Source organism: Mesorhizobium sp. B2-4-7 (assembly GCF_006442685.1).
Lineage (GTDB): Bacteria > Pseudomonadota > Alphaproteobacteria > Rhizobiales > Rhizobiaceae > Mesorhizobium.
The window spans coordinates 147,501-171,143 of the sequence record NZ_VFVH01000003.1; the positions used below are offsets into that span (position 1 = coordinate 147,501).

Annotated in this window: 25 protein-coding genes, 1 tRNA gene and 2 rRNA genes (1 of these 28 cut by a window edge); 15 read left to right on the plus strand and 13 right to left on the minus strand. The window is 63.3% G+C overall.

The genetic code is table 11. The annotated features are described in order from the left end of the window. From FJ946_RS10790 to FJ946_RS10800, 3 genes are all read left to right on the plus strand, one after another. Positions 1-1,620 (plus strand): 23S ribosomal RNA (locus tag FJ946_RS10790) (it extends 1,191 nt beyond the left edge of the window). A gap of 272 nt (positions 1,621-1,892) precedes the next feature. Further along, positions 1,893-2,007 (plus strand): 5S ribosomal RNA (rrf, locus tag FJ946_RS10795). Positions 2,008-2,240: 233 nt separating this feature from the next. Next, a tRNA-Met gene (locus tag FJ946_RS10800) sits at positions 2,241-2,317 on the plus strand. A 328-nt stretch (positions 2,318-2,645) separates the two neighbouring features. On the opposite strand, the gene FJ946_RS10805 is transcribed toward FJ946_RS10800, so the two are convergent. Both FJ946_RS10805 and FJ946_RS10810 read right to left on the minus strand, forming a co-directional pair. Further along, positions 2,646-3,152, minus strand: a complete 507-nt coding sequence (locus FJ946_RS10805) for an Hsp20/alpha crystallin family protein (RefSeq protein ID WP_140565959.1) — start codon at positions 3,150-3,152, stop codon at positions 2,646-2,648. A 78-nt stretch (positions 3,153-3,230) separates the two neighbouring features. Further along, positions 3,231-3,713 (minus strand): Hsp20 family protein, encoded by a 483-nt coding sequence (locus FJ946_RS10810; protein WP_140522628.1) that lies wholly within the window; start codon positions 3,711-3,713, stop codon positions 3,231-3,233. Between the two features lie 26 nt (positions 3,714-3,739). Between FJ946_RS10810 and FJ946_RS30745 the strand changes: the two genes are divergently transcribed. Then, the gene (locus FJ946_RS30745; RefSeq protein WP_181165362.1) at positions 3,740-3,889 is read left to right on the plus strand and encodes a hypothetical protein; all 150 of its coding nucleotides are present in this window, start codon (positions 3,740-3,742) and stop codon (positions 3,887-3,889) included. Positions 3,890-3,926: 37 nt separating this feature from the next. Then, positions 3,927-4,298: a DUF982 domain-containing protein gene (locus tag FJ946_RS10815; RefSeq protein ID WP_224671551.1), complete on the plus strand. Its 372-nt coding sequence runs from the start codon at positions 3,927-3,929 to the stop codon at positions 4,296-4,298. 123 nt (positions 4,299-4,421) lie between these two features. Here FJ946_RS10815 and FJ946_RS10820 read toward each other — a convergent pair whose 3' ends face one another. Continuing rightward, complete coding sequence (locus FJ946_RS10820; protein WP_140549407.1) at positions 4,422-4,700, minus strand: usg protein; 279 nt, start codon at positions 4,698-4,700, stop codon at positions 4,422-4,424. Between the two features lie 24 nt (positions 4,701-4,724). Next, complete coding sequence (locus FJ946_RS10825; protein ID WP_246671042.1) at positions 4,725-5,066, minus strand: hypothetical protein; 342 nt, start codon at positions 5,064-5,066, stop codon at positions 4,725-4,727. A gap of 336 nt (positions 5,067-5,402) precedes the next feature. Between FJ946_RS10825 and FJ946_RS10830 the strand changes: the two genes are divergently transcribed. The 4 genes from FJ946_RS10830 to FJ946_RS10845 all read left to right on the plus strand — a co-directional run bounded on the left by FJ946_RS10830 (position 5,403) and on the right by FJ946_RS10845 (position 8,425). After that, positions 5,403-5,717 (plus strand): co-chaperone GroES, encoded by a 315-nt coding sequence (locus FJ946_RS10830; protein ID WP_140500451.1) that lies wholly within the window; start codon positions 5,403-5,405, stop codon positions 5,715-5,717. 57 nt (positions 5,718-5,774) lie between these two features. After that, complete coding sequence (gene groL, locus FJ946_RS10835; RefSeq protein ID WP_140513825.1) at positions 5,775-7,406, plus strand: chaperonin GroEL; 1,632 nt, start codon at positions 5,775-5,777, stop codon at positions 7,404-7,406. Positions 7,407-7,478: 72 nt separating this feature from the next. After that, complete coding sequence (locus tag FJ946_RS10840; protein WP_224518917.1) at positions 7,479-7,790, plus strand: hypothetical protein; 312 nt, start codon at positions 7,479-7,481, stop codon at positions 7,788-7,790. Between the two features lie 338 nt (positions 7,791-8,128). Beyond that, positions 8,129-8,425, plus strand: coding sequence for a DUF982 domain-containing protein (locus tag FJ946_RS10845; RefSeq protein WP_140565961.1), 297 nt, complete (start codon positions 8,129-8,131; stop codon positions 8,423-8,425). Positions 8,426-8,512: 87 nt separating this feature from the next. Here the strand turns inward: FJ946_RS10845 and FJ946_RS10850 are convergent, their stop codons facing one another. Continuing rightward, complete coding sequence (locus FJ946_RS10850; RefSeq protein WP_140565963.1) at positions 8,513-9,430, minus strand: LysR family transcriptional regulator; 918 nt, start codon at positions 9,428-9,430, stop codon at positions 8,513-8,515. 134 nt (positions 9,431-9,564) lie between these two features. Between FJ946_RS10850 and FJ946_RS10855 the strand changes: the two genes are divergently transcribed. Both FJ946_RS10855 and FJ946_RS10860 read left to right on the plus strand, forming a co-directional pair. Further along, positions 9,565-10,203 (plus strand): DsbA family protein, encoded by a 639-nt coding sequence (locus FJ946_RS10855; protein WP_140565966.1) that lies wholly within the window; start codon positions 9,565-9,567, stop codon positions 10,201-10,203. A gap of 36 nt (positions 10,204-10,239) precedes the next feature. Then, a complete protein-coding gene (locus tag FJ946_RS10860) occupies positions 10,240-10,851 on the plus strand; it encodes an NAD(P)-dependent oxidoreductase (protein WP_140558309.1) in 612 nt (203 codons plus the stop codon). Between the two features lie 40 nt (positions 10,852-10,891). Here the strand turns inward: FJ946_RS10860 and FJ946_RS10865 are convergent, their stop codons facing one another. Together FJ946_RS10865 and FJ946_RS10870 are read right to left on the minus strand one after the other, a co-directional pair. Then, entirely contained in the window at positions 10,892-12,346 is a 1,455-nt protein-coding gene (locus FJ946_RS10865; RefSeq protein ID WP_140565969.1) for an ROK family protein, read from the minus strand. A gap of 35 nt (positions 12,347-12,381) precedes the next feature. Further along, complete coding sequence (locus FJ946_RS10870; protein WP_140558312.1) at positions 12,382-13,290, minus strand: tagatose-bisphosphate aldolase; 909 nt, start codon at positions 13,288-13,290, stop codon at positions 12,382-12,384. A 285-nt stretch (positions 13,291-13,575) separates the two neighbouring features. Between FJ946_RS10870 and FJ946_RS10875 the strand changes: the two genes are divergently transcribed. From FJ946_RS10875 to FJ946_RS10890, 4 genes are all read left to right on the plus strand, one after another. Next, entirely contained in the window at positions 13,576-14,481 is a 906-nt protein-coding gene (locus FJ946_RS10875; protein ID WP_140500440.1) for a sugar-binding domain-containing protein, read from the plus strand. 427 nt (positions 14,482-14,908) lie between these two features. Then, positions 14,909-15,886, plus strand: a complete 978-nt coding sequence (locus tag FJ946_RS10880; protein WP_140500438.1) for an ABC transporter substrate-binding protein — start codon at positions 14,909-14,911, stop codon at positions 15,884-15,886. 99 nt (positions 15,887-15,985) lie between these two features. Further along, positions 15,986-17,047, plus strand: a complete 1,062-nt coding sequence (locus tag FJ946_RS10885) for a ribose ABC transporter (RefSeq protein ID WP_140565972.1) — start codon at positions 15,986-15,988, stop codon at positions 17,045-17,047. Then, entirely contained in the window at positions 17,040-17,786 is a 747-nt protein-coding gene (locus FJ946_RS10890) for an ATP-binding cassette domain-containing protein (RefSeq protein WP_140500435.1), read from the plus strand. Before FJ946_RS10885 ends, FJ946_RS10890 begins: the two co-directional genes overlap by 8 nt. A gap of 12 nt (positions 17,787-17,798) precedes the next feature. Here the strand turns inward: FJ946_RS10890 and FJ946_RS10895 are convergent, their stop codons facing one another. From FJ946_RS10895 to FJ946_RS10925, 6 genes are all read right to left on the minus strand, one after another. Then, entirely contained in the window at positions 17,799-18,305 is a 507-nt protein-coding gene (locus FJ946_RS10895; RefSeq protein WP_140565974.1) for an L-2-amino-thiazoline-4-carboxylic acid hydrolase, read from the minus strand. Further along, entirely contained in the window at positions 18,302-19,093 is a 792-nt protein-coding gene (locus FJ946_RS10900; protein WP_140558316.1) for an ATP-binding cassette domain-containing protein, read from the minus strand. The genes FJ946_RS10895 and FJ946_RS10900 overlap by 4 nt, the downstream gene beginning before the upstream one ends. Continuing rightward, positions 19,090-19,929, minus strand: a complete 840-nt coding sequence (locus FJ946_RS10905; protein WP_181167737.1) for an ABC transporter ATP-binding protein — start codon at positions 19,927-19,929, stop codon at positions 19,090-19,092. Before FJ946_RS10905 ends, FJ946_RS10900 begins: the two co-directional genes overlap by 4 nt. After that, positions 19,926-20,756, minus strand: a complete 831-nt coding sequence (locus FJ946_RS10910) for an ABC transporter permease (RefSeq protein ID WP_140565977.1) — start codon at positions 20,754-20,756, stop codon at positions 19,926-19,928. Before FJ946_RS10910 ends, FJ946_RS10905 begins: the two co-directional genes overlap by 4 nt. Beyond that, positions 20,753-21,739: an ABC transporter permease gene (locus FJ946_RS10915; protein ID WP_140565980.1), complete on the minus strand. Its 987-nt coding sequence runs from the start codon at positions 21,737-21,739 to the stop codon at positions 20,753-20,755. The genes FJ946_RS10910 and FJ946_RS10915 overlap by 4 nt, the downstream gene beginning before the upstream one ends. Before the next feature lie 258 nt (positions 21,740-21,997). Further along, positions 21,998-23,608, minus strand: a complete 1,611-nt coding sequence (locus FJ946_RS10925; protein ID WP_140565985.1) for an ABC transporter substrate-binding protein — start codon at positions 23,606-23,608, stop codon at positions 21,998-22,000. Between the last annotated feature and the right edge of the window lie 35 nt (positions 23,609-23,643).

A 23,643-nucleotide genomic window follows, 5' to 3' on the forward strand; every position in this document is an offset into this window, starting at 1 on the left:
GGGCTAAAGCCATACACCGAAGCTTAGGGTTCGTGAGCAATCACGAGCGGTAGCGGAGCGTTCTGTAAGCTGATGAAGCCATACCCGTGAGGGGTGGTGGAGGTATCAGAAGTGCGAATGCTGACATGAGTAACGTAAGGGGAGTGAGAGACTCCCCCGCCGAAAGACCAAGGGTTCCTGCTTAAAGCTAATCTGAGCAGGGTTAGCCGGCCCCTAAGACGAGGCGGAAACGCGTAGTCGATGGGAACCACGTTAATATTCGTGGGCCTGGAGGTAGTGACGGATCACACAAGTTGTCCAATCTTATCGGATTGAACGGGCAGCGGAGTGGTTCCAGGAAATAGCTCCTCCTTATAGACCGTACCCGAAACCGACACTGGTGGTCTGGTAGAGTATACCAAGGCGCTTGAGAGAACTATGCTGAAGGAACTCGGCAAATTGCACGCGTAACTTCGGAAGAAGCGTGACCCTTTTCTGCGCAAGCAGAGGAGGGTGGCACAGACCAGGGGGTAGCGACTGTTTATCAAAAACACAGGGCTCTGCGAAGCCGCAAGGCGACGTATAGGGTCTGACGCCTGCCCGGTGCTGGAAGGTTAAGAGGAGGGGTGCAAGCTCTGAATCGAAGCCCCAGTAAACGGCGGCCGTAACTATAACGGTCCTAAGGTAGCGAAATTCCTTGTCGGGTAAGTTCCGACCTGCACGAATGGCGTAACGACTTCCCCGCTGTCTCCAGCATAGACTCAGTGAAATTGAATTCCCCGTGAAGATGCGGGGTTCCTGCGGTTAGACGGAAAGACCCCGTGCACCTTTACTATAGCTTTACATTGGCATTCGTAGTGGCATGTGTAGGATAGGTGGTAGGCTTTGAAGCCTGGGCGCCAGCTCAGGTGGAGCCACCCTTGAAATACCACCCTTATCACTATGGATGTCTAACCGCGGCCCGTTATCCGGGTCCGGGACAATGTATGGTGGGTAGTTTGACTGGGGCGGTCGCCTCCTAAAGAGTAACGGAGGCGCGCGATGGTGGGCTCAGAACGGTCGGAAATCGTTCGCTGAGTGCAATGGCATAAGCCTGCCTGACTGCGAGACTGACAAGTCGAGCAGAGACGAAAGTCGGTCATAGTGATCCGGTGGTCCCGCGTGGAAGGGCCATCGCTCAACGGATAAAAGGTACGCCGGGGATAACAGGCTGATGACCCCCAAGAGTCCATATCGACGGGGTTGTTTGGCACCTCGATGTCGACTCATCGCATCCTGGGGCTGGAGCAGGTCCCAAGGGTATGGCTGTTCGCCATTTAAAGCGGTACGTGAGTTGGGTTCAGAACGTCGTGAGACAGTTCGGTCCCTATCTGCCGTGGGTGTAGGAATATTGAAAGGATCTGTCCCTAGTACGAGAGGACCGGGATGGACGGATCTCTGGTGGACCTGTTGTGGCGCCAGCCGCATAGCAGGGTAGCTATATCCGGACGGGATAACCGCTGAAGGCATCTAAGCGGGAAACCCACCTTAAAACGAGTATTCCCTGAGAACCGTGGAAGACGACCACGTTGATAGGCCGGGTGTGGAAGAGCGGCAACGCTTGAAGCTTACCGGTACTAATAGTTCGATCGGCTTGATCGTTCTCATTCCTTATGCCCATCGTGAAACACGATGGTCTGGCCAGCGCTCACGCATGAGCGGCCCTTACGGGCCTATGCTCCGCGAGGGCGCCGGACGACCGGCGACGCGCAGTCGCGCTTGCGGGCTTTGCCCGAAAGCAAACTGTGGATGTCGCTCAGGCACAAAAAGACAGGTGAAGAGCAACGAGCCAATAGTGAATAGGCATCCCCTATTCACTATTGCCTTCTGCCCAATCCCTAACCCAGCTTCTCGAATAACGTGCGTTTTGCCGACCTGGTGGTTATGGCGGAGCGGCTGCACCCGATCCCATTCCGAACTCGGCCGTGAAACGCTCCAGCGCTGATGGTACTTCGTCTCAAGACGCGGGAGAGTAGGTCGCTGCCAGGTCTGCCAAACGCACGTTAAACTCACATCCAATCGGATGGATGTGAAATCTTCTCTTCACGAACAGGCCCGCCAACGGGACAACGGGCCGCGTAAGCGGCCCTTTCAATTTGGCGGCGCGAAGCAGGCAATCGCCCGCTTCCAAACATCGAAGCAGAGACACCTGCTTCCAGAGATCGAAGCAGAAAACACCTGCTTCCAGAGGTCGAAGCAAGCTCACGCTTGCTCATAGGTGGCGCGGGGTGGAGCAGCCCGGTAGCTCGTCAGGCTCATAACCTGAAGGTCACAGGTTCAAATCCTGTCCCCGCAACCAAATCAAAACAGCCCGGCTCACCCCGGGCTGTTCTTGTATCCGGCTGATGGCCCCCCGCTGATTTGAGAACCCTCATCACAGCCCAGCAAACACCCAAAGCCGACGCCCAAGGTCAAAAACAAAGCCCGCAAAACCAAACACAATCCGCCCGCCAAAGCCCAGCCAAGCCAAAGCGACCAGGGGGGCGGGCAAGCCGGGCCACCGCACAAAAGACAGACCTGTCGCCGAAAATAATCCAGCCGGCAAAGCAATGGCGTCCGCAGTGTAAGCCGTCAACATCTCGACCTGAACCGGCGGGTGGGTTTGTCCAACCGCCGGCATAGGTGGTTCAACTCTTGATTTCGATCCGCTTTGCCTGCGCTTGCGCTTTCGCGGTCTTCGGCAATGTAACCGTCAGGACGCCGTTCCTGAAGCGCGCTTCGACATTGTCTTGCTCTACCTCGACGCCGAGCGGAATGCGGCGCTCGAAACGGCCGTAATAGCGCTCGGAGAACTGGCGCTCCTTGTCCTCGGTCTCGGACCGCTTTTCGCCCTTCAGGGTCAGCACGTCGTCATCGAGCAGGACCTCGATGTCCTTTTCCTCCATGCCGGGCACTTCGGCCGTGACACGGACCTCCTTTCCAGTGTCGGAGATCTCGACGCTTGGCCAGCGTGCGCCCTCGGCGGCAACGGCAGACAAGGATGGCAGCCCCGAACCGAAACCACGGAAAACATCGTCGAAAAGACGGTTGACCTCGCGGTGCAACGACATGAACGGATCACGTTCGCCATCGCGCAAAAGGCTGGGCACCTGTCCGCGTTCCCGGCCAAAAGGAATGAGATCACGTACGCTCATTGTCTTTCTCCTCTTTGCTTGCGTCTCCACCACCGGGCGACCGGCGTCCGGTTGGTGGAAGCCCTGACCCGAATTGCCTCACGCGGCCTGTTTTTCCACTTGCACGGGCTTTGCCGCGGATTTTTCCTTGGCTTTGGCCATGCTGGTGCCGATCTCGATCTTGCGCGGTTTCATCTCTTCGGGAATCTCACGCTGAAGATCGACGGTCAGGAGACCGTTGACGAGGCCGGCGCCGGTCACCTTCACATGGTCGGCAAGTTCGAAGCGTCGCTCAAACGGCCGTCCGGCGATGCCGCGATGCAGGTATTCGCCATTGTCCTCTCCGGCACGCTCGCCGGCGATGACGAGCATGTTGGGTTCATGCACGATGCTCAATTCGTCTTGACTGAAGCCGGCTACCGCCATGGTGATGCGGTAGGCGTCGTCACCGGTCCTGGAGATATCGTAGGGCGGCCAGTTGTCGACGTTCGCCGTGCGGCTGGCATTCTCCAGCAGGTCGAAAATACGGTCGAAGCCTATGCTCGACCGATAGAGTGGTGAAAAGTCGAAAGCGGTTCTCATAGCCATATCCTCCTTCGCTGAGCAACATGGGTACGAGGAGTGCCAAGGATGCGGCACTCCTTGACCTGCCGGCCCTTCCGGCGCCGGCGGAATCGATCTGGGAACTGACGGGCGTGGCGTCAAGAGGCCTGATCGAACGTCTCGTCGAGATTCCGGCGGCCCTTGACGCGGCCTGAACGGCTGACCATCTCGATCACGGATGGACGGTCGCCGGTGACGCCATCCGATTGCTTACTCGCAAAAAGACGTCAAAAAACGGAGGAAGTGATGAACGATATTCGGTTTCCCCAGCCGATTACCCTCGAATTGTCGGACGCCCCACGCAAGGTCGCCAGCAGCTTCGAGGCTCTGGAATGCCTGGATCAACAATGGCCGAAATGGGCGCGCGGACCAAGCTGGCGCGCCGCCGGCCGTGCATGCCGTGATGCGCTGGATGGCTGGCGCAGCGGGCGTGCCGCCTACAAGGCCTTCTTGAAGGCGGCCAAGCGAGCCGGCCTGACGAGGGGCCGCTCCGCTTCGCCCCAGCAATTCCGTTCCGCGGCGATGTCAAGGACGGCCCAGCCGATGGCTGTCAGAGCAGGATGACACGAATCCCATCACTCATCCTGCTCGGGAACTCTGATTTTAGGTATGCTCAATCGAGCCTTTGAGCGCGCCGCGTTGCAGGCGACGCGCTTCAGGTTTTTTGATCCGCTCAATGTGATCCGCTCAATGGATGGCAACGATGCCGTCAACGGCGCGCCATTCCGACGGTGTGATTAGACGATGATGTGCGACGCGCACGGAATGCAGCGCGCCGTCCAGTTCGCTTTCCCAATAGCCAAGGAAGCCCTTCAGCTCCGGGAAATCGGGAGCGAGGTCGTATTCCTGCCAGACATAGAGCTGCAGCAGGTTGGGGTAGTCAGGCATATGATAGTGAATCTCGGCCGTGGTCAGGCCGTAGCCATCCATCTGCAGGCGGAATTCTCTGCTGACCGCAGTCACCATATGTTTCTCCTTTCGCTTACGACCTTATGCATTCATCCTGGCGAAGTCGTGCCGGAATTCATCCGGCGTGGACCGCGGCGCCGGCACGTCGATGTCGAGCTTGCACAAGGCCTCCATGATGTGGTCGAAGGAAACCGGCCGCTCGACTCCCGGCGGCAGGCGCAGTTCCGGCATCGACTCCACCGCGCAGGCATCCGAGGCCCAAGACGACAGGATCGCCCGCTTTTCCCAGAGGTCGAGCGCGTCGTCTTCCAATACCTCGTCAGGATGTTTGAAGTGCCTCGCCGGCGAAAGCAGCCGGTCAAGCGAGGTGTCGGGCGTGTCAGTCAGGGAAGGCATGATCGGCGGAAATTTATGTCGGTCCATCGCTGTCCTCCGTCTGCAAAAACTCCTCGATAGCGTCCAGTTTCCGGCTGTGCTTCGGCAGCGCCGGCCAGGATAATCTTGTTGGCTCTTCACCAAAATTCAAGCGGTGAAATCGTCGACCTGGCGAGAATCCCTGCATGATAACAACGCGTTGGCACTCTCATGCGACGAGTGCCAAAATTTTTGCGCGGACCTCTTGAAACCGGAAAATTCCAAAACTAGCTCGATATGCGCGCGCGATGCCTGAACAAGGGTCGCGGCACCTCTTGCCGGGCCGATATTGCCGGTCCGGCGCGGAGGAACCTCAAAAACTGTTTGTCCTTGAAGGAGAACGACATGACGTTCCGCCCATTGCACGACCGTATCCTGGTCCGCCGCATCGAAGCCGAGGAGAAAACGGCTGGCGGCATTATCATTCCCGACACAGCCAAGGAAAAGCCGCAGGAAGGCGAGGTGATCGCCGCCGGCCCCGGCGCCCGCAACGAAGCCGGGCAGCTACAGCCGCTCGACGTCAGGGTGGGTGACCGCATTCTGTTCGGCAAATGGTCCGGCACCGAGATCAAGCTCGGCGGCCAAGACCTGATCATCATGAAGGAAAGCGATGTGATGGGCGTGATCGAGCAGACCGCGACCGTGAAGAAGGCCGCCTGACGGCTTCTTGCCAAGTTATCAGTCAACGAAAGCTGCCTAAATTGAAGGAGTGATCCAATGGCTGCCAAGGAAGTGAAATTCCATACCGAAGCCCGCGAGAAGATGCTGCGCGGCGTCGACATTCTGGCCAATGCGGTGAAGGTGACGCTCGGTCCCAAAGGCCGCAACGTCGTTATCGATAAATCCTTCGGCGCGCCGCGCATCACCAAGGATGGTGTGACGGTGGCCAAGGAGATCGAACTGGAAGACAAGTTCGAAAACATGGGCGCGCAGATGGTGCGCGAAGTCGCTTCGAAGACCAACGACATCGCCGGCGACGGCACCACAACCGCGACCGTTCTGGCCCAAGCCATCGTCAAGGAAGGCGCCAAGGCCGTCGCCTCGGGCATGAATCCGATGGATTTGAAACGCGGCATCGACAAGGCCGTGGAAGCGGTCGTCGCCGAACTGAAGGCCAACGCCCGCAAGGTGACGAAAAACGATGAGATCGCCCAGGTCGGCACCATTTCGGCCAATGGCGATCCCGAGATCGGCCGGTTCCTCGCCGAGGCGATGGAGAAGGTCGGCAATGAAGGTGTCATCACGGTGGAGGAGGCCAAGACCGCCGAGACCGAACTGGAGGTGGTCGAAGGCATGCAGTTCGACCGCGGCTATCTCAGCCCGTACTTCATCACCAACCAGGACAAGATGCGCGTCGAGCTCGAAGAGCCCTATGTGCTGATCCACGAGAAGAAACTGTCCAACCTGCAAGCCATGCTCCCCGTCCTCGAGGCAGTCGTGCAGTCGGGCAAGCCGCTGCTGATCATCGCCGAGGATGTCGAGGGCGAGGCGCTCGCCACGCTGGTCGTGAACAAATTGCGCGGCGGCCTGAAGGTCGCGGCAGTCAAGGCGCCCGGCTTCGGCGATCGCCGCAAGGCGATGCTGGAGGATATTGCCATCCTCACCGGCGGCACGGCGATCAGCGAGGATCTCGGCATCAAGCTCGAGAACGTCACGCTGCAGATGTTGGGCCGCGCCAAGAAAGTGGTGATCGAAAAAGAAAACACCACCATCGTCGACGGCGTTGGCCGCAAGGAAGAGATCCAGGGCCGCATCGCCCAGATCAAAGCGCAGATCGAGGAGACTACCTCCGACTACGACCGCGAGAAACTGCAGGAGCGGCTGGCGAAGCTCGCCGGTGGCGTCGCCGTCATCCGTGTCGGCGGTTCGACGGAAGTCGAGGTGAAGGAGCGCAAGGACCGTGTCGACGACGCGCTGCATGCGACCCGTGCGGCGGTCGAGGAAGGCGTACTCCCGGGCGGCGGCGTCGCGTTGCTCCGGGCCGCCAAGGCGCTCGATGCCTTGCCGATCGACAATGCCGACCAGAGGACCGGTGTCGAGATCGTGCGGCGTGCGATCGAGACCCCGGTGCGCCAGATCGCGGAGAACGCCGGCGCCGAGGGCTCGATCATCGTCGGCAAGCTGCGTGAGAAGAGCGAGTTCGGCTGGGGCTGGAACGCCCAGACCAACGAGTTCGGCGATCTCTACGGCCAAGGCGTCATCGATCCGGCAAAGGTCGTGCGCACCGCGCTTCAGGATGCCGCTTCCGTCGCTGGCCTGCTGGTCACCACCGAGGCGATGGTGGCCGAGAAGCCAAAGAAGGAGGCCGCGACCCCTGCCATGCCCGCCGGCGCGGGCATGGACTTCTAGGACGCCGGGAGGCCGCCCGCTCCCACAAGTGGGAGCGGGCGCTTCCCGGGGAAAGTTTGGAGAGAGACCACTATGACCGGTATCGGTTCCGTTTCGGCGCCCACGCATCCGGCAAACGAATTTCTCGCCTACGAGGCAGAATGCAGGAGCGTGCTGGGGCCATTGTTGATGCGCGTTCTCGACATGGCCGAGTCCGCAGGCTGGAGCCGCCGTACGGCGGCGTCGACGCTGATGTTCCTGGCCGCGCAGCATGTGTCGGCAGCCTCGGAAGGCTCCGGCGGCTCAACCAGGGATGGAGGACGCGATCATCGGAGCCCCACAGCAAACGATGGACCGATGTCCGGTTGGGAAGAGGACCGACATGATCGTGGGCCAATTGCGTGAATGCCTGAAAACGTTGAGGTGGAAAGCGGCAGACCTCGTCGACGAGCTTGGTTGCCCGCAAAGCCAGGTCGCCGCCTGGCTCGATGGGCGGGCGCTTCCGCCGCTTTCCGTCCTTGCCTGGCTCGAGGCGCTCGCCAGGGCGCATAGGGCGCTACCGGCGCCTGGCCGAGGCTCGCCGGTGCTCAAGCCAAGCCCGGTCGAGCCAGCCGAGATCAGGCTCGTGGCCGCCGGAAATCCGACGACACCGGCGCACCCGCCCTATCCGCGCCGACCTGTCTTCGCGCACCAGGCTGCCCGACATGCTTCGGTTCGTTTGCCATCGAATGGAGGTTTAAATCATGGCACAGATGCGCTTTGAAGAACCCGTGACGATCTTGGTCGGAATGGGGCTTCCGGTAACGATCGAGACTGCGATGGAAGCATATGCCGTGTTGCAGGACTGGCCCGTTGCCAGCCGAAACGGCGCCCATGCCGTCGCCCTCAACGCTTGCAAAGCCGGCATTGCCGGCAAGATCGATGCGGAAACCGTGCGGGCGACCTTGATCGCCTTCGCGCGCCGCAATGACATTCTGGTGCCGAATATGATCTCGCCTGCCAGTATCGCATCCGGTGGCCGCGCCGTGCGAGCGGATTGAGTATCTATTTGCGACCTATCGGTGAGCGCCCCGGCGATCCAAAATGATCGGCCCGTCAGCCTCGAGCTGGCGGGCTGTCTCGTCGCCTCAGGCCGTTTCGACGAGACGCGAGCGTTTCTTCTCGGCGGCCGCCAGCAACTCGACGAAGGCGCGGACCTTGGCTGGCCGGAACCGGGCCGGAGGGAAAACGGCATGGATGCCGCCGGCAGGCAACATCCAGTCGGCAAATACCGGCACGAGACGTCCCTCGGCGATATCGTCGCCGACACTGTAGTCGGGAAATACGCCCAATCCGATACCGGCGAGCACGCAGGCAAGAGCCGCCGGGCTCTTGTCGCACATGATGACCGGGTTGAGTTCGGTCAACACCGTTTCTCCCTCTCTTGAAAACAGCCATTGGCCGACGCCGCGCAGCTGGGCGTTGCCGACCCAGGCAAGCGATCTTGCCTGGCGCGGGGTGACATCGGGCGGCAGGCTTGCGGCGAAGCTCGGGTTCGCCACCACGACCTGCTGTATCGTGCCCAGGCGCCGCGCCTGATTGGACGAATCCGCAAGCCAGCCGACGCGGATGCCGAGGTCGATCTGCTCGTCCACCAGATTGCTGACGGCGTCATCGAAAATCGCCTCGACGCGCATATGCGGATAAGTTCGGAGATAGGCGGCCATGACCGGCGCAACGATCTTCGTGCCATAGTCGAGCGGCGCGGTCAGCCTCAGCATTCCCTTGGGTTCGATCGCCCCGTGCGAGATCTCGCCATAGGCCGCTTCGGCTTCGCGCAGGATGATCATCGCGCGGTCGTAGAACAGGCGACCCTCCTCGGTCGGCGTGACACGCCGCGTCGTGCGCCGCATGAGCGTCGCGCACAATTCCTGTTCAAGCCTGCCGATCTGGTGGCTGACCACGGCCTTGGCCACGCCAAGCCGGTCCGCCGCCGTGGTGAACGAGCCTGTCTCCATCACCGTGGTGAAATAGACAAGCCGATTGAGATTGAGGAGTTCGGTCACATGCTTTGTCTGATTAGATCAGACAGTTTGTATTATTGGGCACCATTTATTGCAAGACCATCACCTGCCACATGTAAGCCAAGACATTTGGCGGACGGGGCAGCTAATGCCACCGCAACGGAGACCGGGCGACCGTGGGCAATCCAGAAGTGACCTACCTTTTCGATCCGCTCTGCGGCTGGTGTTATGGCGCAAGCCCGATGCTCGAAAAACTGTCCGCCAGCGGCGTGCGCATCGAGCTCTTGCCGACCGGCCTGTTTTCGGGGGCAGGCGCCCGGCCGATGGATGGCGGTTTTGCCGCCCATGCCTGGGCGAACGACCAGCGCATCGAGCGCTTGACCGGACAGGTTTTCACGCAGGGCTATCGGGACAACGTGCTGAATGTTCGCGGCACGTTGCTGGATTCCCATGCCGCGACCCTCGCGATCACCGCGGCGGGCCTGGAAGATCCCGAGCGCCGGCTCGCCGCGCTGAAGGCGATCCAGAACGCGCGCTATGTCGATGGGCGCGATATCGTCACGGTCGGCGGTGTCGCCGAGGTGCTCGCCGACGCCGGCATGGCCGATGCCGGCGAACTGGTGAAGGCGCCAACCGAAGGATTGCTGACAGCTCACCGCGAACTGGTCGGCCGAGGCCGCGCGCTGTTCCAGCGCCTGCATTCCAACGGCGTGCCTTCGCTCGCCATCATGAGCAACGATGCGCCGCGCCTCATCGGTTCGAACGCGCTGTTCGGCAGTTTCGACAATCTCCTCGCTCATATCGCGGCCGCGTGACCCCCAACCGACCTCCAACAAGGAATGGAAAAAGACATGGCAAAAGTCGCTCTCATCGGCGCATCGGGCGCAGTCGGTTCGCGCCTGCTCAAGGAACTCTCCGGCCGTGGCCACACAGTCACCGGCATCGCCCGCAATCCTGAAAAAATCGCGGCGCTGCCTGGCGTGACGGCCAGGAAGGGCGATGTCTTCGACATGGAAGGCCTGGCCAAGCTGATCCGCGGCCATGATGTGGTGATCAGTTCGGTGCATTTCCTCGACAGCGATGCCGACACGCTGATCGCCGCGGTGCGAGCCTCCGGCGTGAAGCGCTACCTGGTCGTCGGCGGTGCGGGCAGCCTTGAGGTCGCGCCCGGCAAGCGGCTGGTCGACACGCCCGAATTTCCCGACATCTACAAGGCCGAGGCGCAGAAGGGCGCCGACTTCCTCGACAAGCTGAAGACCATCGATGACCTCGATTGGACGTTCCTGTCGCCATCCGCCATGTTCATCCCGGGCGAGCGGACCGGCAAGTTCCGCCTCGGCAAGGACACGCTTCTGGCTTCGGACAAGGGCAGCAGCATTTCCTTCGAGGATTACGCCATCGCGATGGTCGACGAGATCGAGAAGCCCGCCCACATAAAGCAGCGCTTCACCGTCGGTTATTGACTAGGCAGGCCAGGCCAGCTGCTTCTTGTCCACCAACATTCTAAACGTCGCCCGTCATCGTCGCTCGCAGCCATGCCGTGATGGCATCGAGGTCGATCGGTTTCGTCGTGTCGACGTCGAAGAGCGGGCCGCGCCGCAGCGGTTCGGCGCGCCTGGCGAGTTCGATCAGTTCGGGGATATAGGCCGCGCCTGGATGGCCGGGGAGACGCTGGCCGAGCCGGGCGCCGTAACGCTCGGCAAGGACTTCGCCGGGCGCATGGCACCAGATTTCGACGGTCTGTTCGACCCCGGCATTCCTGAGATGATCCTCGAGCAGCTCGCGCGGCTGGAAACCGAACCAGGCGTCGACGATGAATGTGGAGCCCGCTGGGGCTTCGCCGACGACTGACCAGATCGCCTGATAGCTGGCGCGGCCGAGCGTGCGGTTGAAGGCGCGGTCGCCGCCGCCGAGCACCTCGAGAAACGGATTCTTGATTGTGTCGAGCGCAAGCAACGGCCATCCCATGCGGTCGGCGATGCCGCGCGACACCGTGCTCTTGCCGCTGGCCGGGATGCCGTTGACCAGCACGGCGCGCCTTGCCGCGCCGGCTTGCACAAAATGCCGGCCAAAAATCGGCGCTGTCGCCATGTCTGTTCCGGCCAGCGCCTGCAATCCTGCCCCGATCACGCCGGCCTCGTCGCCGAGCTGCGCCGGCTCGACCGGGCACTGGTACCACGGCGCCAGGGCCGGCGCGCGGCCGAGCGCCTTGTGTGCCGCCCAGCCAAGACCGCCGCCGAGCAGGACGACACCGGGGTCGAACATGGCGACGCTGGTATCGATGGCGGCACGCAAAGGCATTGCCCAGGCTTCGAGTATAGCGCGCGCCTGGACGTCTCCGGCGGCGTCGCGGGCAAAGAGCTGGTCGACCGAAAGGTCGGGACGCAAGCCGGCCCGTGCGATGTGACGGCCAAGCGCGGTGCCCGAACTGGTGGTCTCGACACAACCGCGCCGGCCGCAGGCGCAGATCTCGCCATTGACGTCGACGGTGATGTGGCCGAGCTGCCCTGCCGTTGCCCGGCCACGCATGATCCGCCGATCTTGAGCGACGGCCCCGCCAATGCCCGTGCCGATGGTGAACATGGCGACGTCGTGATGGCCCCGGCCGGCGCCGAGCGCCATCTCGGCGACCAGTGCCATGTTGCAGTCATTGTCGATGACGACGGGCTTGCCGGCCATGTCCTCCAGGCGCTGCGCCAGCGAGACGGAGGCCAGATTGACGTAGCCGCCGGACAGGACCCCGCGGCGATGCGCGTCGACGCGACCGGGAACACCGATGCCGATGGCCGAAACCTCAGATGTATCGAGCCGGCGCACCATCCCGGCGATCCGCGAGAGCACAGCCTGCGGGTCTGGCGCGCTCTTTTCGGACAGACGTTCGAGGATTTCGCCGGTGCCCGAAATGCGGGCGGCCCGCAGATTGGTGCCGCCTATATCTATACCTATGCTGAGAGGCATGATGTCCTGCAGGTGCCGGTGATCCAAGGCAGATATCAGGCGGCGGCCTTGCGCCGGTGATACCCGATCACCGCCTGGATCTCACGCAATCGCGGCACCGCGATGGTCTTAAGCCTTTCGCGCTGAATGTCACGATCGAGCGAGATGCAGTCCTTCCACAGCGAGCGGCCGGCGATGACGCCGGAGGCGCCGTTCTGCATGGCAATCTCGACCTGGCCGAGGAAGGTGGCGTGGTTGACGCCGGCCGAAAGCACCGCCCACGGCACCTCGCCGGCCATTCTGGTGATGTTGGCGCAGGCTTCCGGCGTTCCGGGATACGGAAGCTTCAGCACCTTTGCCCCGCACTCCAGCGATATCCTTGTGCCTTCCTCGACGAGCCAGGGGGTCTTCGCCGCATAATCTTCCGGGCTTTCGTCTTCGAGCTGATAGGTCAGGAATTCGACGACGAGCAACAAATCTTCCTGCCCGAAATCGGCGATGCATTGGCGCAGGATGGCGATGTTGTGCTCATTCGCTTCGGGCTTGTCGGCCCGCAGATACACCATGATCTTGCCGCCCGTGCCACCCAGTTCGCGCACGCGGCGCGCATCGATGCCGGGGACAAGGCGCGACAGGCGATAGCCTTCAGGCGAGACGTCGAAACCTGAGGCGTCGAGGCCGATAAGCAGCGCGGTATCGCGGTTCAGCACGCCCTCCTCGACAACCCGCGGCACCGCGCAGAGCGGGTCGAGCAGCACGCAGGACGCGGCACTTGCAAGGTAGCGCGTGATGTCGGCCTTGGTGTCGCCGAGCATGTCGTTGGTGATCCTGGCCTGTTCGGCCGGATCCGACGCCAGCAAGGTGCGCATGCCGCCGCGCTGGTCGCAGGCGATGGCCAGCATGGCCCCGTCCTTGCCGCATATCTGCTGATAGCCGCGCAGCTCCGCGGTGGTCATCTTTGTCATGGTCTCTGTCCGATGTTGGCGCTCTCTGGCCGAGGGCGCGGATCCCGTGGAAACAAGAATGTTCAGTTTTCGCCCGCCTGCCGGCAGGGGAGAATTGCCGTCTTGATGCGCCGTCGATTGCCCGGAAAAGCACACCTTGCCGGCGCCTGGGCAGGACGGCCTCAAGTTGCGAGTTCGCCGGATTTGCGCGATAACTCCCATCGGCGTATACGTGTGTAACACGTTGCTGAAAGGAATTGCAAGCTGGCTGTCCCTCCCATTCAGGATGCGACCGCATCGCGCACGATGCTGCACACGGTCGCCAAACTGCATTACGAGGCGGAGATGTCGCAGGTCGATATCGCGCGGCAGCTTGGCGTCTCCACCGCGACCATATCGCGCCTCTTGCAGCGGGCGCGGGCGGAAGGGATCGTCCGTATCGAGGTTCTCGACCTGGCGGCACCTGAGGAGATCACCGGACAGCTGATCGATAGGCTAGGCCTGCGTGACGCAGCGGTGGTCGAGACGCCGGCCGCAGGCGCGCTGACGGCGCTGGCCGGCCCGCTCGGCGGCCTTCTCAAGCAGGCGCAATTGGTGGCCGGCTCCGTGGTCGCCATCGGCTGGGGGCGCGCGGTGCGCGAGGTGATCCGCGCCGGCCTGCCGCGCATTCCGGGCGTGCTGACCGTTGCCGCCACCGGCGGCATGCAGCAGCACGCGGCGCATTTTCAGGTCAACGAATTCGTCCGCCTCGCCGCCGAGGAGTTCGGCGGGACACCGCACTTCATTCATGCGCCCTATCTGCCTTCCAGTGAATTGCGTGAAGTCTTCCTTGGTGATGCCGCCATCAGCGATGCCGTCGCGCTGTGGGACAGGACCGATGTGGCGATCGTCGGCATCGGCCTGCCGCATGCCATCAATGCACCCGAGGCGAGCGCCGCCACGCCGAGCGAGCAGGCGCTGGTCCATGCGGCCGGCGATGTCCTTCGGCATTATTTCGATGCCGATGGCGCGCTGATCGCCTGGGAAGGAGAGGGCCGGATGATCGCTATGTCGCCGGCGCAGCTCCGCGCCGTGCCGCTGGTGATCGGTGTCGCGGCGTCGCCGGAAAAGGCGACGGCCATCATCGGCGCCGCTCGCGCTCAGCTGATCAACGCCGTGATAACGGATACGAAGACGGCGCAAGCCATCCTCGCTACCCTGCCGCCGCGATAGTGCCGCCCGCCGCCCCGCCGCCGCATTCCAGTTCGCGAGTGCGATTTTACGAAATCGGTTGTGCCGCCGAGAAGTCGAGGCAATAGTTCGCCGGGACTTTGTGGAGCAGTCGGATGTTGCGTGAAAAATCCGGCGTTGCGACCCGGAAAACCGAGTTGCAATTTATTTCTGCAAAGTGTTACAAGTTTGTGAACTTGGCGTGCAATGCATGCCGGGTGCTGTGGTTCTCTGACCTCGCGGAGGCGAGGAAGTGACCGTGGCTATCGTGCCGGTCGGCTGGACCGGCTGACATATCGACTGGAGGGCGCTTGGGAGGAGCTGCCCGCGAAAAGCAAACAGGCGTTCCCGGCCGTCTTGTCCCAAGCGGACGACGGCCATTCGATGTCACTTGCAACGGCAGATCTGCCAACACAATGAGGAGGATGTCATGAAGAAGATCGTTGCCGCGCTTGCGGCTCTCGCCGTCAGCGCGACGGTGCTTATCGCGCCCGCGCAGGCGCAGGACAAGAAATACACCATCGCGCTCGTTCCGGGCCTGACCACCGACGGTTTCTACATCACCATGCGCAAGGGCGCCCAGGCTGCGGCCGACGCCCTTGGCGTGAACCTGGTCTTCCAGGGCGCTCCTGAGTTCAATCCGGTCACCCAGGTGCCGGTGCTCGACGCGGTCATCGCCAAGAAGCCGGACGCGATCCTGATCGCGCCTACCGACAAGGTCCAGCTGGTCGAGCCGCTGCGCAAGGCCAATGACGCAGGCATTCCGGTCATCACCGTGGATACGTTCATCGGCACCGGCGCCTATCAGACCGGAGCGGGTGACGCCGATTTCCCGCTGGCCTACATCGCTTCGGACAATGTGCTGGGCGGCGAAATCGCGGCGCGGGCGCTTGCCAAGGCCGTCGGCGACAAGGGCAAGGTCTACGTCTCCAACGTCAAGCCCGGCATCTCGACCACCGACCAGCGCGAGGAAGGCTTCAAGAAGGAGATGGCCAACCATCCCGGCATCACCGTTCTCGAGACCCAGTTCAATGACGACGACGCCAACAAGGCGGCCTCGCAGCTGCAGGCGGTGTTCGCGCGCAACCCCGACCTCGTCGGCGTGTTCGGCGCCAATCTGTTCTCGGCGCTGGGCGCCGCCAATGGCGTCAAGCAGGCAGGGCAGACGGGCACCGTCAAAGTGGTTGCCTTCGATGCTCCGACCAGCATCGTCGACAACATCAACACCGGCCTTGTGGATGTGGCGATCGCCCAGCATCCCGCAGAGATCGGCTATTTCGGCGTCGTCTCGGCCTATGCCCACCTGACCGGCCAATCCATCCCGGTCACGATCGGCACCGGCTTCACGATCATGGACAAGTCCAACATCGCCGATCCGAACATCTCGAAGTATCTCTACTCCGAGTAAGTCCGGACCAGCTTGGCTCTTCCCGGTGCGCCGGGAGGAGCCTGTGCCGGTCCCGCCAGGGCGGGACCTGTTTGAAGGCAGCCGCGCCGCGGAGTACTCATGACCTCGACATCACCAGCACAGCCAGCCGAGAAGCATGTCGCCCCCCAGGCTGACCACGGCGATCCCGCCAGGAGCTGGATCGCACGCATCGCCGAGGGGCGCGCCTGGCTGTTTCTCGCCGGCCTGATCATCTGTTTCGAGATCTGGTCGCGGAGCGCCTTCGGCGCCACTTTCGTGCTCAATCCGTTCAATCTGCAATCCATCGCGATTTTCGCCGTGGCGCCGCTGCTTTTGGCGACCGGGCAGACCTTCGTCATCATATCAGGCGGCATCGACCTTTCGCTCGGCTTCATCATGGGCCTTGCCGCGGTCATCGCCGCGCATGCCACCAACATGGCGGGCGCCGCCATTCCGTTGCCGTTGGCCATGCCGGCCGGCATCCTTGCCGCGGTGATCGTGGCCGGCGTGCCCGGCGTCATCAACGGCTTGCTGATCTCGCGGCTCAGGGTTCCGCCCTTCATCGGCACGCTCGGCATGTTCGGCGTCGCCCGCGGTGTCGCCTTCCTGCTTGCCGGCGGCACGACAGTGCCGGTACAGAATTCCTGGTTCGCACTGCTCGGCAACGGCAAGTTCCATGGCGTGCCCTATCTGGTGATGATCGCTGCTGTCTTCGTCGTCGTGATGCACTATCTGCTCAGCCAGACCCGTTTCGGCCAGCACAATTACGCCATCGGCGCCAATGTGCAGGCGGCGCGCCGCGCCGGCATCGACATCAGGGGCCACATCCTGCGGCTCTACGTGCTGTCGGCAATGTGCGCCGGCCTTGGCGGCGCGCTTTATGCCGCGCGCTTCACGGCGGGGGCAGCGCAGGCCGGCGAACCGCTGCTGCTCGACAGCGTCGCGGCGGTGGTGATCGGCGGCGCCAGCCTGTTCGGCGGCTCCGGCACCATCTTCGGCACCGTCGCCGGCGCGCTGGTGATCGCGGTCATCCAATACGGGCTGGTCTTCGTCAATGTGGAGCCGTTCTGGCAGTTCATCGCCGTCGGCGTCGTCATCATCATTTCCGTTCTCATCGACCAGGCGCAGCGCCGGTTCAGTGGAGCCCGTCAGGATGAATAGCACCGAGCCCCTCCTCGAAGTCCGGAACCTTTCCAAGCACTTCGGTGCGGTACGGGCGCTCAACGATTTCTCCATGGCCGTGCGGCCGGGCGAAGTGGTGGCGCTTGCCGGCGACAATGGCGCCGGCAAGACGACCCTGATCAAGGCAATATCGGGCGTGTTCCAGCCGACGGGCGGAGAAATCCTGCTCAGAGGTCAGCCGGTGGCTTTCGCCACGCCGCAGGAGGCGCGCGAAAAGGGCATCGAGACGATCTACCAGGATCTCGCGCTGGCCGACAATCTGTCGATCGGTGCCAACATCTTCCTCGGCCGCGAACCGATGCGCAAGGCGTTCGGCTTCCTGCCGGTGCTCGACCGCAAGGCCATGGCCGAGGCCGCCAGGGAGACGATGAAGCGGCTGGACTTTCACGTCAGCCGGTTGAACGCGCCGGTCAGCAATTTCTCCGGCGGCCAGCGGCAGGCCGTGGCCATCGGCCGCGCCGTCTACTGGGACGCGCAGATCCTGATCATGGATGAACCGACGGCCGCGCTCGGCGTGCCGGAGCAGCGCAAGGTGATTTCGCTCATCCATCAGCTCAAGGCGCAAGGGCGCGGCGTGATCTTCATCTCGCATAATCTCCAGGACATCTTCGCCGTTTCCGATCGCATCGTCGTGCTGCGGCGTGGGATCCAGGCCGGCGAGCGCAAGATTTCCGAGACCAACCATGACGAGGTCGTCAGGCTGATGGTCGGCGGCTAAGGCCGTCGATTGCTAGCCGGCATCGCGGTTGGTCAGCGCGATGTGGCAGCAGCCGCTGCCGTGGCCGGGCGTCCAGGTGACATTGTCGAAACGCACGCCGGTCGCCTCGAACAGGCCACGGTCGAAGGCGCCGGCGATGCGGCAGAGCGTCGCGAGTTTTTCCTCGCCGACGCCGGCCTCGACCCAAGCATCCTTGAGGGGGCAGCGTTTCACCTTGAAGGCGATGCGGTCGGGCCCGCGTTCGACATCGGTCGGATACATCCGGCCGTCATCCGGGCTGACCGACAGGAAAGCTTCGCCGATTGAGCGCGCGTCGTTGGGACCGAATCCGGCGAAGGCGGCTGCTGCCACTTCCTTGCCGCGCTGCTCGATGGTCCGGGTCATTATCGCCTCGGCTCTTTCGGCGCCCAGCTCTCCGGTCAACTGATCCAGGAACAGGCGATAGAGGTCGGCCCGGTTGCGGAATGCGGAATCGAGTTCGCGCGACAGTTTCTCGGCTCTGGCTTCGGGGTCGATCATGATGCTTCCTGCGTGGTTCTTCTGAGCTTTGGTGCGGCTGCCACGAGCGCCTTGCCGATAGCCGATCGCGGCGCATCGATGACGGCGCGGGCATCGCCGCTCTCGGCAATCCGCCCGCCGTCGAGAAGGATGACGCGGTGGGCGACGGCCCTGACGACGCCGAGATCATGCGAAATGAAGAGATAAGCGATCCGTTCCTGGCGTTGCAGGTCGAGCAAAAGATCGAGGATCTGTCCGCGCACCGAAACATCGAGTGCCGACACCGCTTCGTCGAGCACGATCAGCGAGGGTTTCGTGGCCATGGCGCGGGCAATCGCCACCCGCTGCCGCTGGCCGCCCGAGATTTCGTGGATGGCGCGAGAGGCGAGCTCCGCCGTAAGCCCGACGCGCTCCAGCAGGGCGGCGATACGGCGCGGGCGCTCGGAACGGGAGGCGACGCCGTGGATGCGCAAAGGGTCGTCAAGCACGCGCGCCACCGTGGCGCGCGGATTGAAGGCGGCAAGCGGATCCTGGAACACCATCTGCAAGCGAGCGCGACGCGCACGCAAGCTGGCGCCGCCCAGAGCCAGGAAATCATGGCCTTCAAACTCGATCCGGCCGGCATCCGGCTCGATCAGCCGCAACACCAGCCGGGCGATCGTCGACTTGCCGCTGCCGGAGGGTCCGGCCAGCGCCAGCGTCTCGCCGGGCCCGATTTCGAAAGAAACGTCGTCGGCCGCGGTAACTGTCTTGCCGCCACGGCGGTAATGCCTGGTAAGGTTGGAAACCGCCAGCACAGGGGCGCTCATGCCATCACACCGTGGTGCAGCGGTTCGGCGTCGAGGCCGATATGGGCCTCGAGCAGCGCGCGCGTGTAGGCTTCAGTTGGCGCACTGACGATCTGTTGCGTGGCGCCAAGTTCGATCAATTCGCCATGCCGGAACACCGCAATGCGGTCCGCCAGCTCGGCGGCCAGCGCAATGTCGTGACTGATGAACAGCAGCGTCATGCCGTCTTCTTCCACCAGCCGCCGGATCAGTGCGACGATCTCGGCCTGCACGATGGTGTCGAGCGCGCTGGTCGCCTCATCGGCGATCAAAAGTCTTGGGCCGGCTGCGATCGCGGCTGCAATCGCCACACGCTGCTTCTGGCCGCCGGACAGCTGATGCGGATAGGCGCGCAGGGCGGAGTCCGGGTCGGGCAGGCGGACGCGTTCGAACAGGTCCTTCGCCTTGGCGTATGCCTGAGGCCATGTGAGACCGAGATGGGTCCGGGAGACTTCGGCGATCTGTTTGCCCACGGTCATGACAGGATCGAGGCTGGCGGACGGGTCTTGAAAGATGAAGCCGATATCGCGGCCGAGGAGGGGTGCCTTTTCGAGAAAACGGGAAGGTAGGCGTTCTGCCTTGGCACCCAACATCGACGGTCGCAAAACCCAATCGATACGTCCGTCAATCCTGGCGCTCGCCGGCAACAACCCCGCAATCGCCAAAGCCAGCGTACTTTTGCCCGAACCGCTTTCGCCGATGACGGCCAGCCGCTCGCCAGCCTTGATGTCGAGGCTGATGTCTCTCAGCGCCACCACCTCGCCGTCGTCACGGCGGTAGGTCACCGCGAGGTTGCGGATCGAAACCAGCGCGGTCACGACAGGCCTCTTCGGACCGCCGTGGTTTCAACGATGCCTTCACCGGCGAGATAGACGCCGAGCACCGTCAGGACCAGTGCTATGCCGGGCGCGATCGACAGGAAGGGCGCGGTGCGCAGCACGGCGCGGCCCTCAGCTATCATGCCGCCCCAGGTGACCCGATTGGGGTCGCCAAGGCCGAGGAAGGACAAAGCCGCCTCGGTGAGGATCGCCGCTGCCACGATCACCGAGGACAGCGCCAGCACCGGCGGCAAGGCATTGGGCAGCACCTCGCGAAAGGCGATTTCCAGCGGATGCATGCCGATGACGCGCGCGCCGGCGACGTAGTCGCGCTCGCGGATCGACAGCACTTCCGCGCGGGCCACGCGCGCGGGCCCGGTCCAGGTGCCGAGCGCTATTGCCGCCACGACGACGCCGAGCGAAGGGCCGACGACGCTGACGAAGGCTAGCGCCAGCAAAAAGCCCGGCACGGTCTGGAAGGCATCGGTGACGCGCATCAGCACCTCGTCGGTGAGGCCGCCGGCAAACCCGGCCACCGTGCCCACCATCGAGCCGATGGCCAGTGCGGCGGCGGCTGCCGCAAGGCCGACGGCAAGCGATGTGCGGGCGCCGTGGAAAAGCTCGGCCAGCACGTCGCGGCCGAGGCGATCCGTGCCGAGCGGCAGCGACCAGTCCTGGAAGGGCGGCAGCAGCGCCGGGCCGGCGATGGCTTGCGGGTCGCCCGGAAACAGCAGCGGCGCCGACAGGGCCATGGCGCACAATGCCGCCAGGAGTATGGCGCCGGCGACCGCCTCCGGCGTGCGCAGAAAGCGGCGGAGCGTGCTCATGTGCCGGCCTCGCTGGCGCCGACGCGCGGGTCGAGAAAGGCATAGGCGACATCGACGAGAAGATTGATGACGATGACCAGGACGGCGCTGACGAGAATGATGCCGAGCAGCAAGGGCGTGTCGCGCGCGGCCACTGCCTCCTGCGCCAGCCGACCCAGACCGGGCACGGCAAAGACACTCTCGATGACGATGCTACCGCCCAGCATCTGCGCCGACTGCAGGCCGAGCATCGTGACCAATGGCAGCAGCGCATTGCGGGCGACATGGGCAAGCACGATGCGGGGGCGCGACAAGCCCCTGGCGCGGGCGGCCAGCACAAAATCCTGCCGCCAGACCTCGGTCATGCCGGCACGCATCATCCGCAAATAGAGCGCCAGGTAGATGAAGCCGAGGGCTGAGACCGGCAGGACGAGATGGATGGCGATGTCGGCGGCGCGGTCGAGGCCGGCCTTGCCGGAGGCGATGGTCTCGATGCCGCCGATCGGCAGCCAGCGCAGGTCGACAGCGAAGACGACGATCAGCACCAGGCCGAGCCAGAAACCCGGCACCGCGTAGAGCGCCAGCGAACCGATGGAGAGAAAACGGTCGCGAAAACTGCCCGGCCTGGCGCCGGCATAGATGCCCAGCGCCGAGCCGAGGCCGAAGGAAAGCGCGGTGGCGCTGCCCATCAACCACAGCGTGGTCGGCAGGCGCTCGAGGATCACGTCGCGGATCGGCCGCGAAAAGGTGACGGACTGGCCGAGATCGAGATGCAGCAGCGCCCAGAGATAGTTGGCGAGCCGCGTCAGCTCCGACTGGTCGAGGCCCCAGCGATGGCGCAACAGCTCGATCATGCCGGCATCGCCGCCGGTAGAGACGATATAGGCATCGACCGCGTCGCCCGGGGCGGCCTCGAGCAGCAGGAACGTGCCGATGACGACGATCAAAAGCACGAAGACGCTGCCGACGAGGCGACGGCGGAGGAGCGTGAGGGCGCGGTTCATGCGGCCCTCGATGGGTTGGCGATACGTTGGTTAGGACCGCGCCTGGGCACCCCCCTCTGTCCTGCCGGACATCTCCCCCGCAAGGGGGGAGATTGGCTGTCATTTTTGGCTTCGCCAATCCCCAACATCGGAAAATTCGCGGGACAGACAAGTTGCCAATCTCCCCCCTTGAGGGGGAGATGTCCGGCAGGACAGAGGGGGGCCTCGTAGAACTCAACGCCTACGATGATTTCGCGAACGTTCATCCGCGAAATACTGTCACGATTCCAGATATGTGTCCGCCCAGTTCGATACCGCCCAGCGCGGATTGTTGGCGATGTTGCCCACAGTGTCGCGGGCGACGCTGATGAAGCTCCATTCGGCGACGTTGATCAGCGGCAGGTCGGCGGCCACCTCTTTCTGGAACTCCTTGTAAAGATTGGTGCGGGCCGATGTATCGAGCGTCTCGGACGCCTTGGCGATGAGCGCGTCCAGCGCATCGTTCTTGTAGCCGCCCTGGTTGGAGAACGGCACGCCGTCCGGAATGCCGCTTTGCACCAGGATGGTGGTCGAGATCGCCGGGTCGCCGCGGAACACCGGCGGGCCGACGGCGAGGTCGAAAGCGTGGTCGGTGTAGACGGCCTTGATATGCGCGGCGGAATCGTTGTTGACGAGCTCGGCGTCGATGCCGATGGCGGCGAGCGCCTGGCGCAGATAGTCGCCGAACTGCTTGGTTTCGTTGAAATAGGGAGCCGGCAACAGTTTCAGCGAAAAGCGCTTGCCGTCGGCGCCCTTCTTGTAACCCGCCTCGTCGAGCAGCGCATTGGCCTTGGCGACGTCGAAGGCATAGGTCGGGACGTCGGCGGTATAGAACTGCGGGTCGTTCTTCGGCACCGGGCCGGTGGCGGTGGCGGCATAGCCGAGGAACACCGTCTTGACGACGAAATCCTTGTCGATGGCATGCGCGATCGCCTGGCGCACCTTCAGGTCGGCGAGCTCCTTGCGACGATGATTGATCTCGACGACGAGCTGGTAGGTCAGTCCCTCATAGCCCTTGGTGATCACCTTCAGGCCCGGCACTTTCGAGATGCGGTCAAGATCGGCCAGCGGCACGGCGGAGAAGGCGGCGAGCTGGATCTCTCCTGCTTCCAGCGCGCTCGCCGCCGAAGTGCGGTCGGGCAACACCTGGTAGATGATCTCATCGAGATAGGGCTCGCCCTTGCCCCAATAATCCGTGTTCTTCGTCAGCCGGTAGTATTGGCCGGCCTTGTATTCGGCGAACTTGAACGGGCCGGTGCCGATGGGCGCGTTGTTGGCCGGGTTGTCCTCGATCTTGCCAACTTCGTAAACGTGCTTCGGCACCACGCTGCTCAGCGCCGGCAGAGCGTTGCGGATCAGCTGGAAGGGCGTCGGCTTGGCGAATTTGAACACGGCGGTCAATTCATCAGGGGTATCTACCGCGGCCAGATCCTTGAACACGGTGCGGCCGAGATTCTGCAGCGGCTTCCAGATCTGCAGCGCCGAGAAGGCGACGTCGGCCGAGGTAAACGGCGTGCCGTCATGCCATTTGACCCCTTCGCGCAGTTTGAAGGTCGCCGACAGCCCGTCGGCGGCGCCTTCCCAACCGACCGCCAGGCGTGGTGCAAGCCCGTCCTTGCCATCGAAGGAGGCTTCGGCCAGCGTTTCGACGATCTTGCTGGAGATGAAGAAGACGCCGTTGGAGGCGACGATGGCCGGGTTGAGGTTGCGCGGCTCGGAATCGGCGGCGAGCACCAGGCGGCCACCCTTCTTCGGCGTCTGCGCCCAGCTCAAGGGCGGCATCGCGGTGGAGGCCAGAAGCATGGCAGAGCCCGCAAGCACCGTGCGGCGTGAAATCCTGAACTCCGGCATCATCCTATTCCCCCTCTATCTCATATCTTCCACGG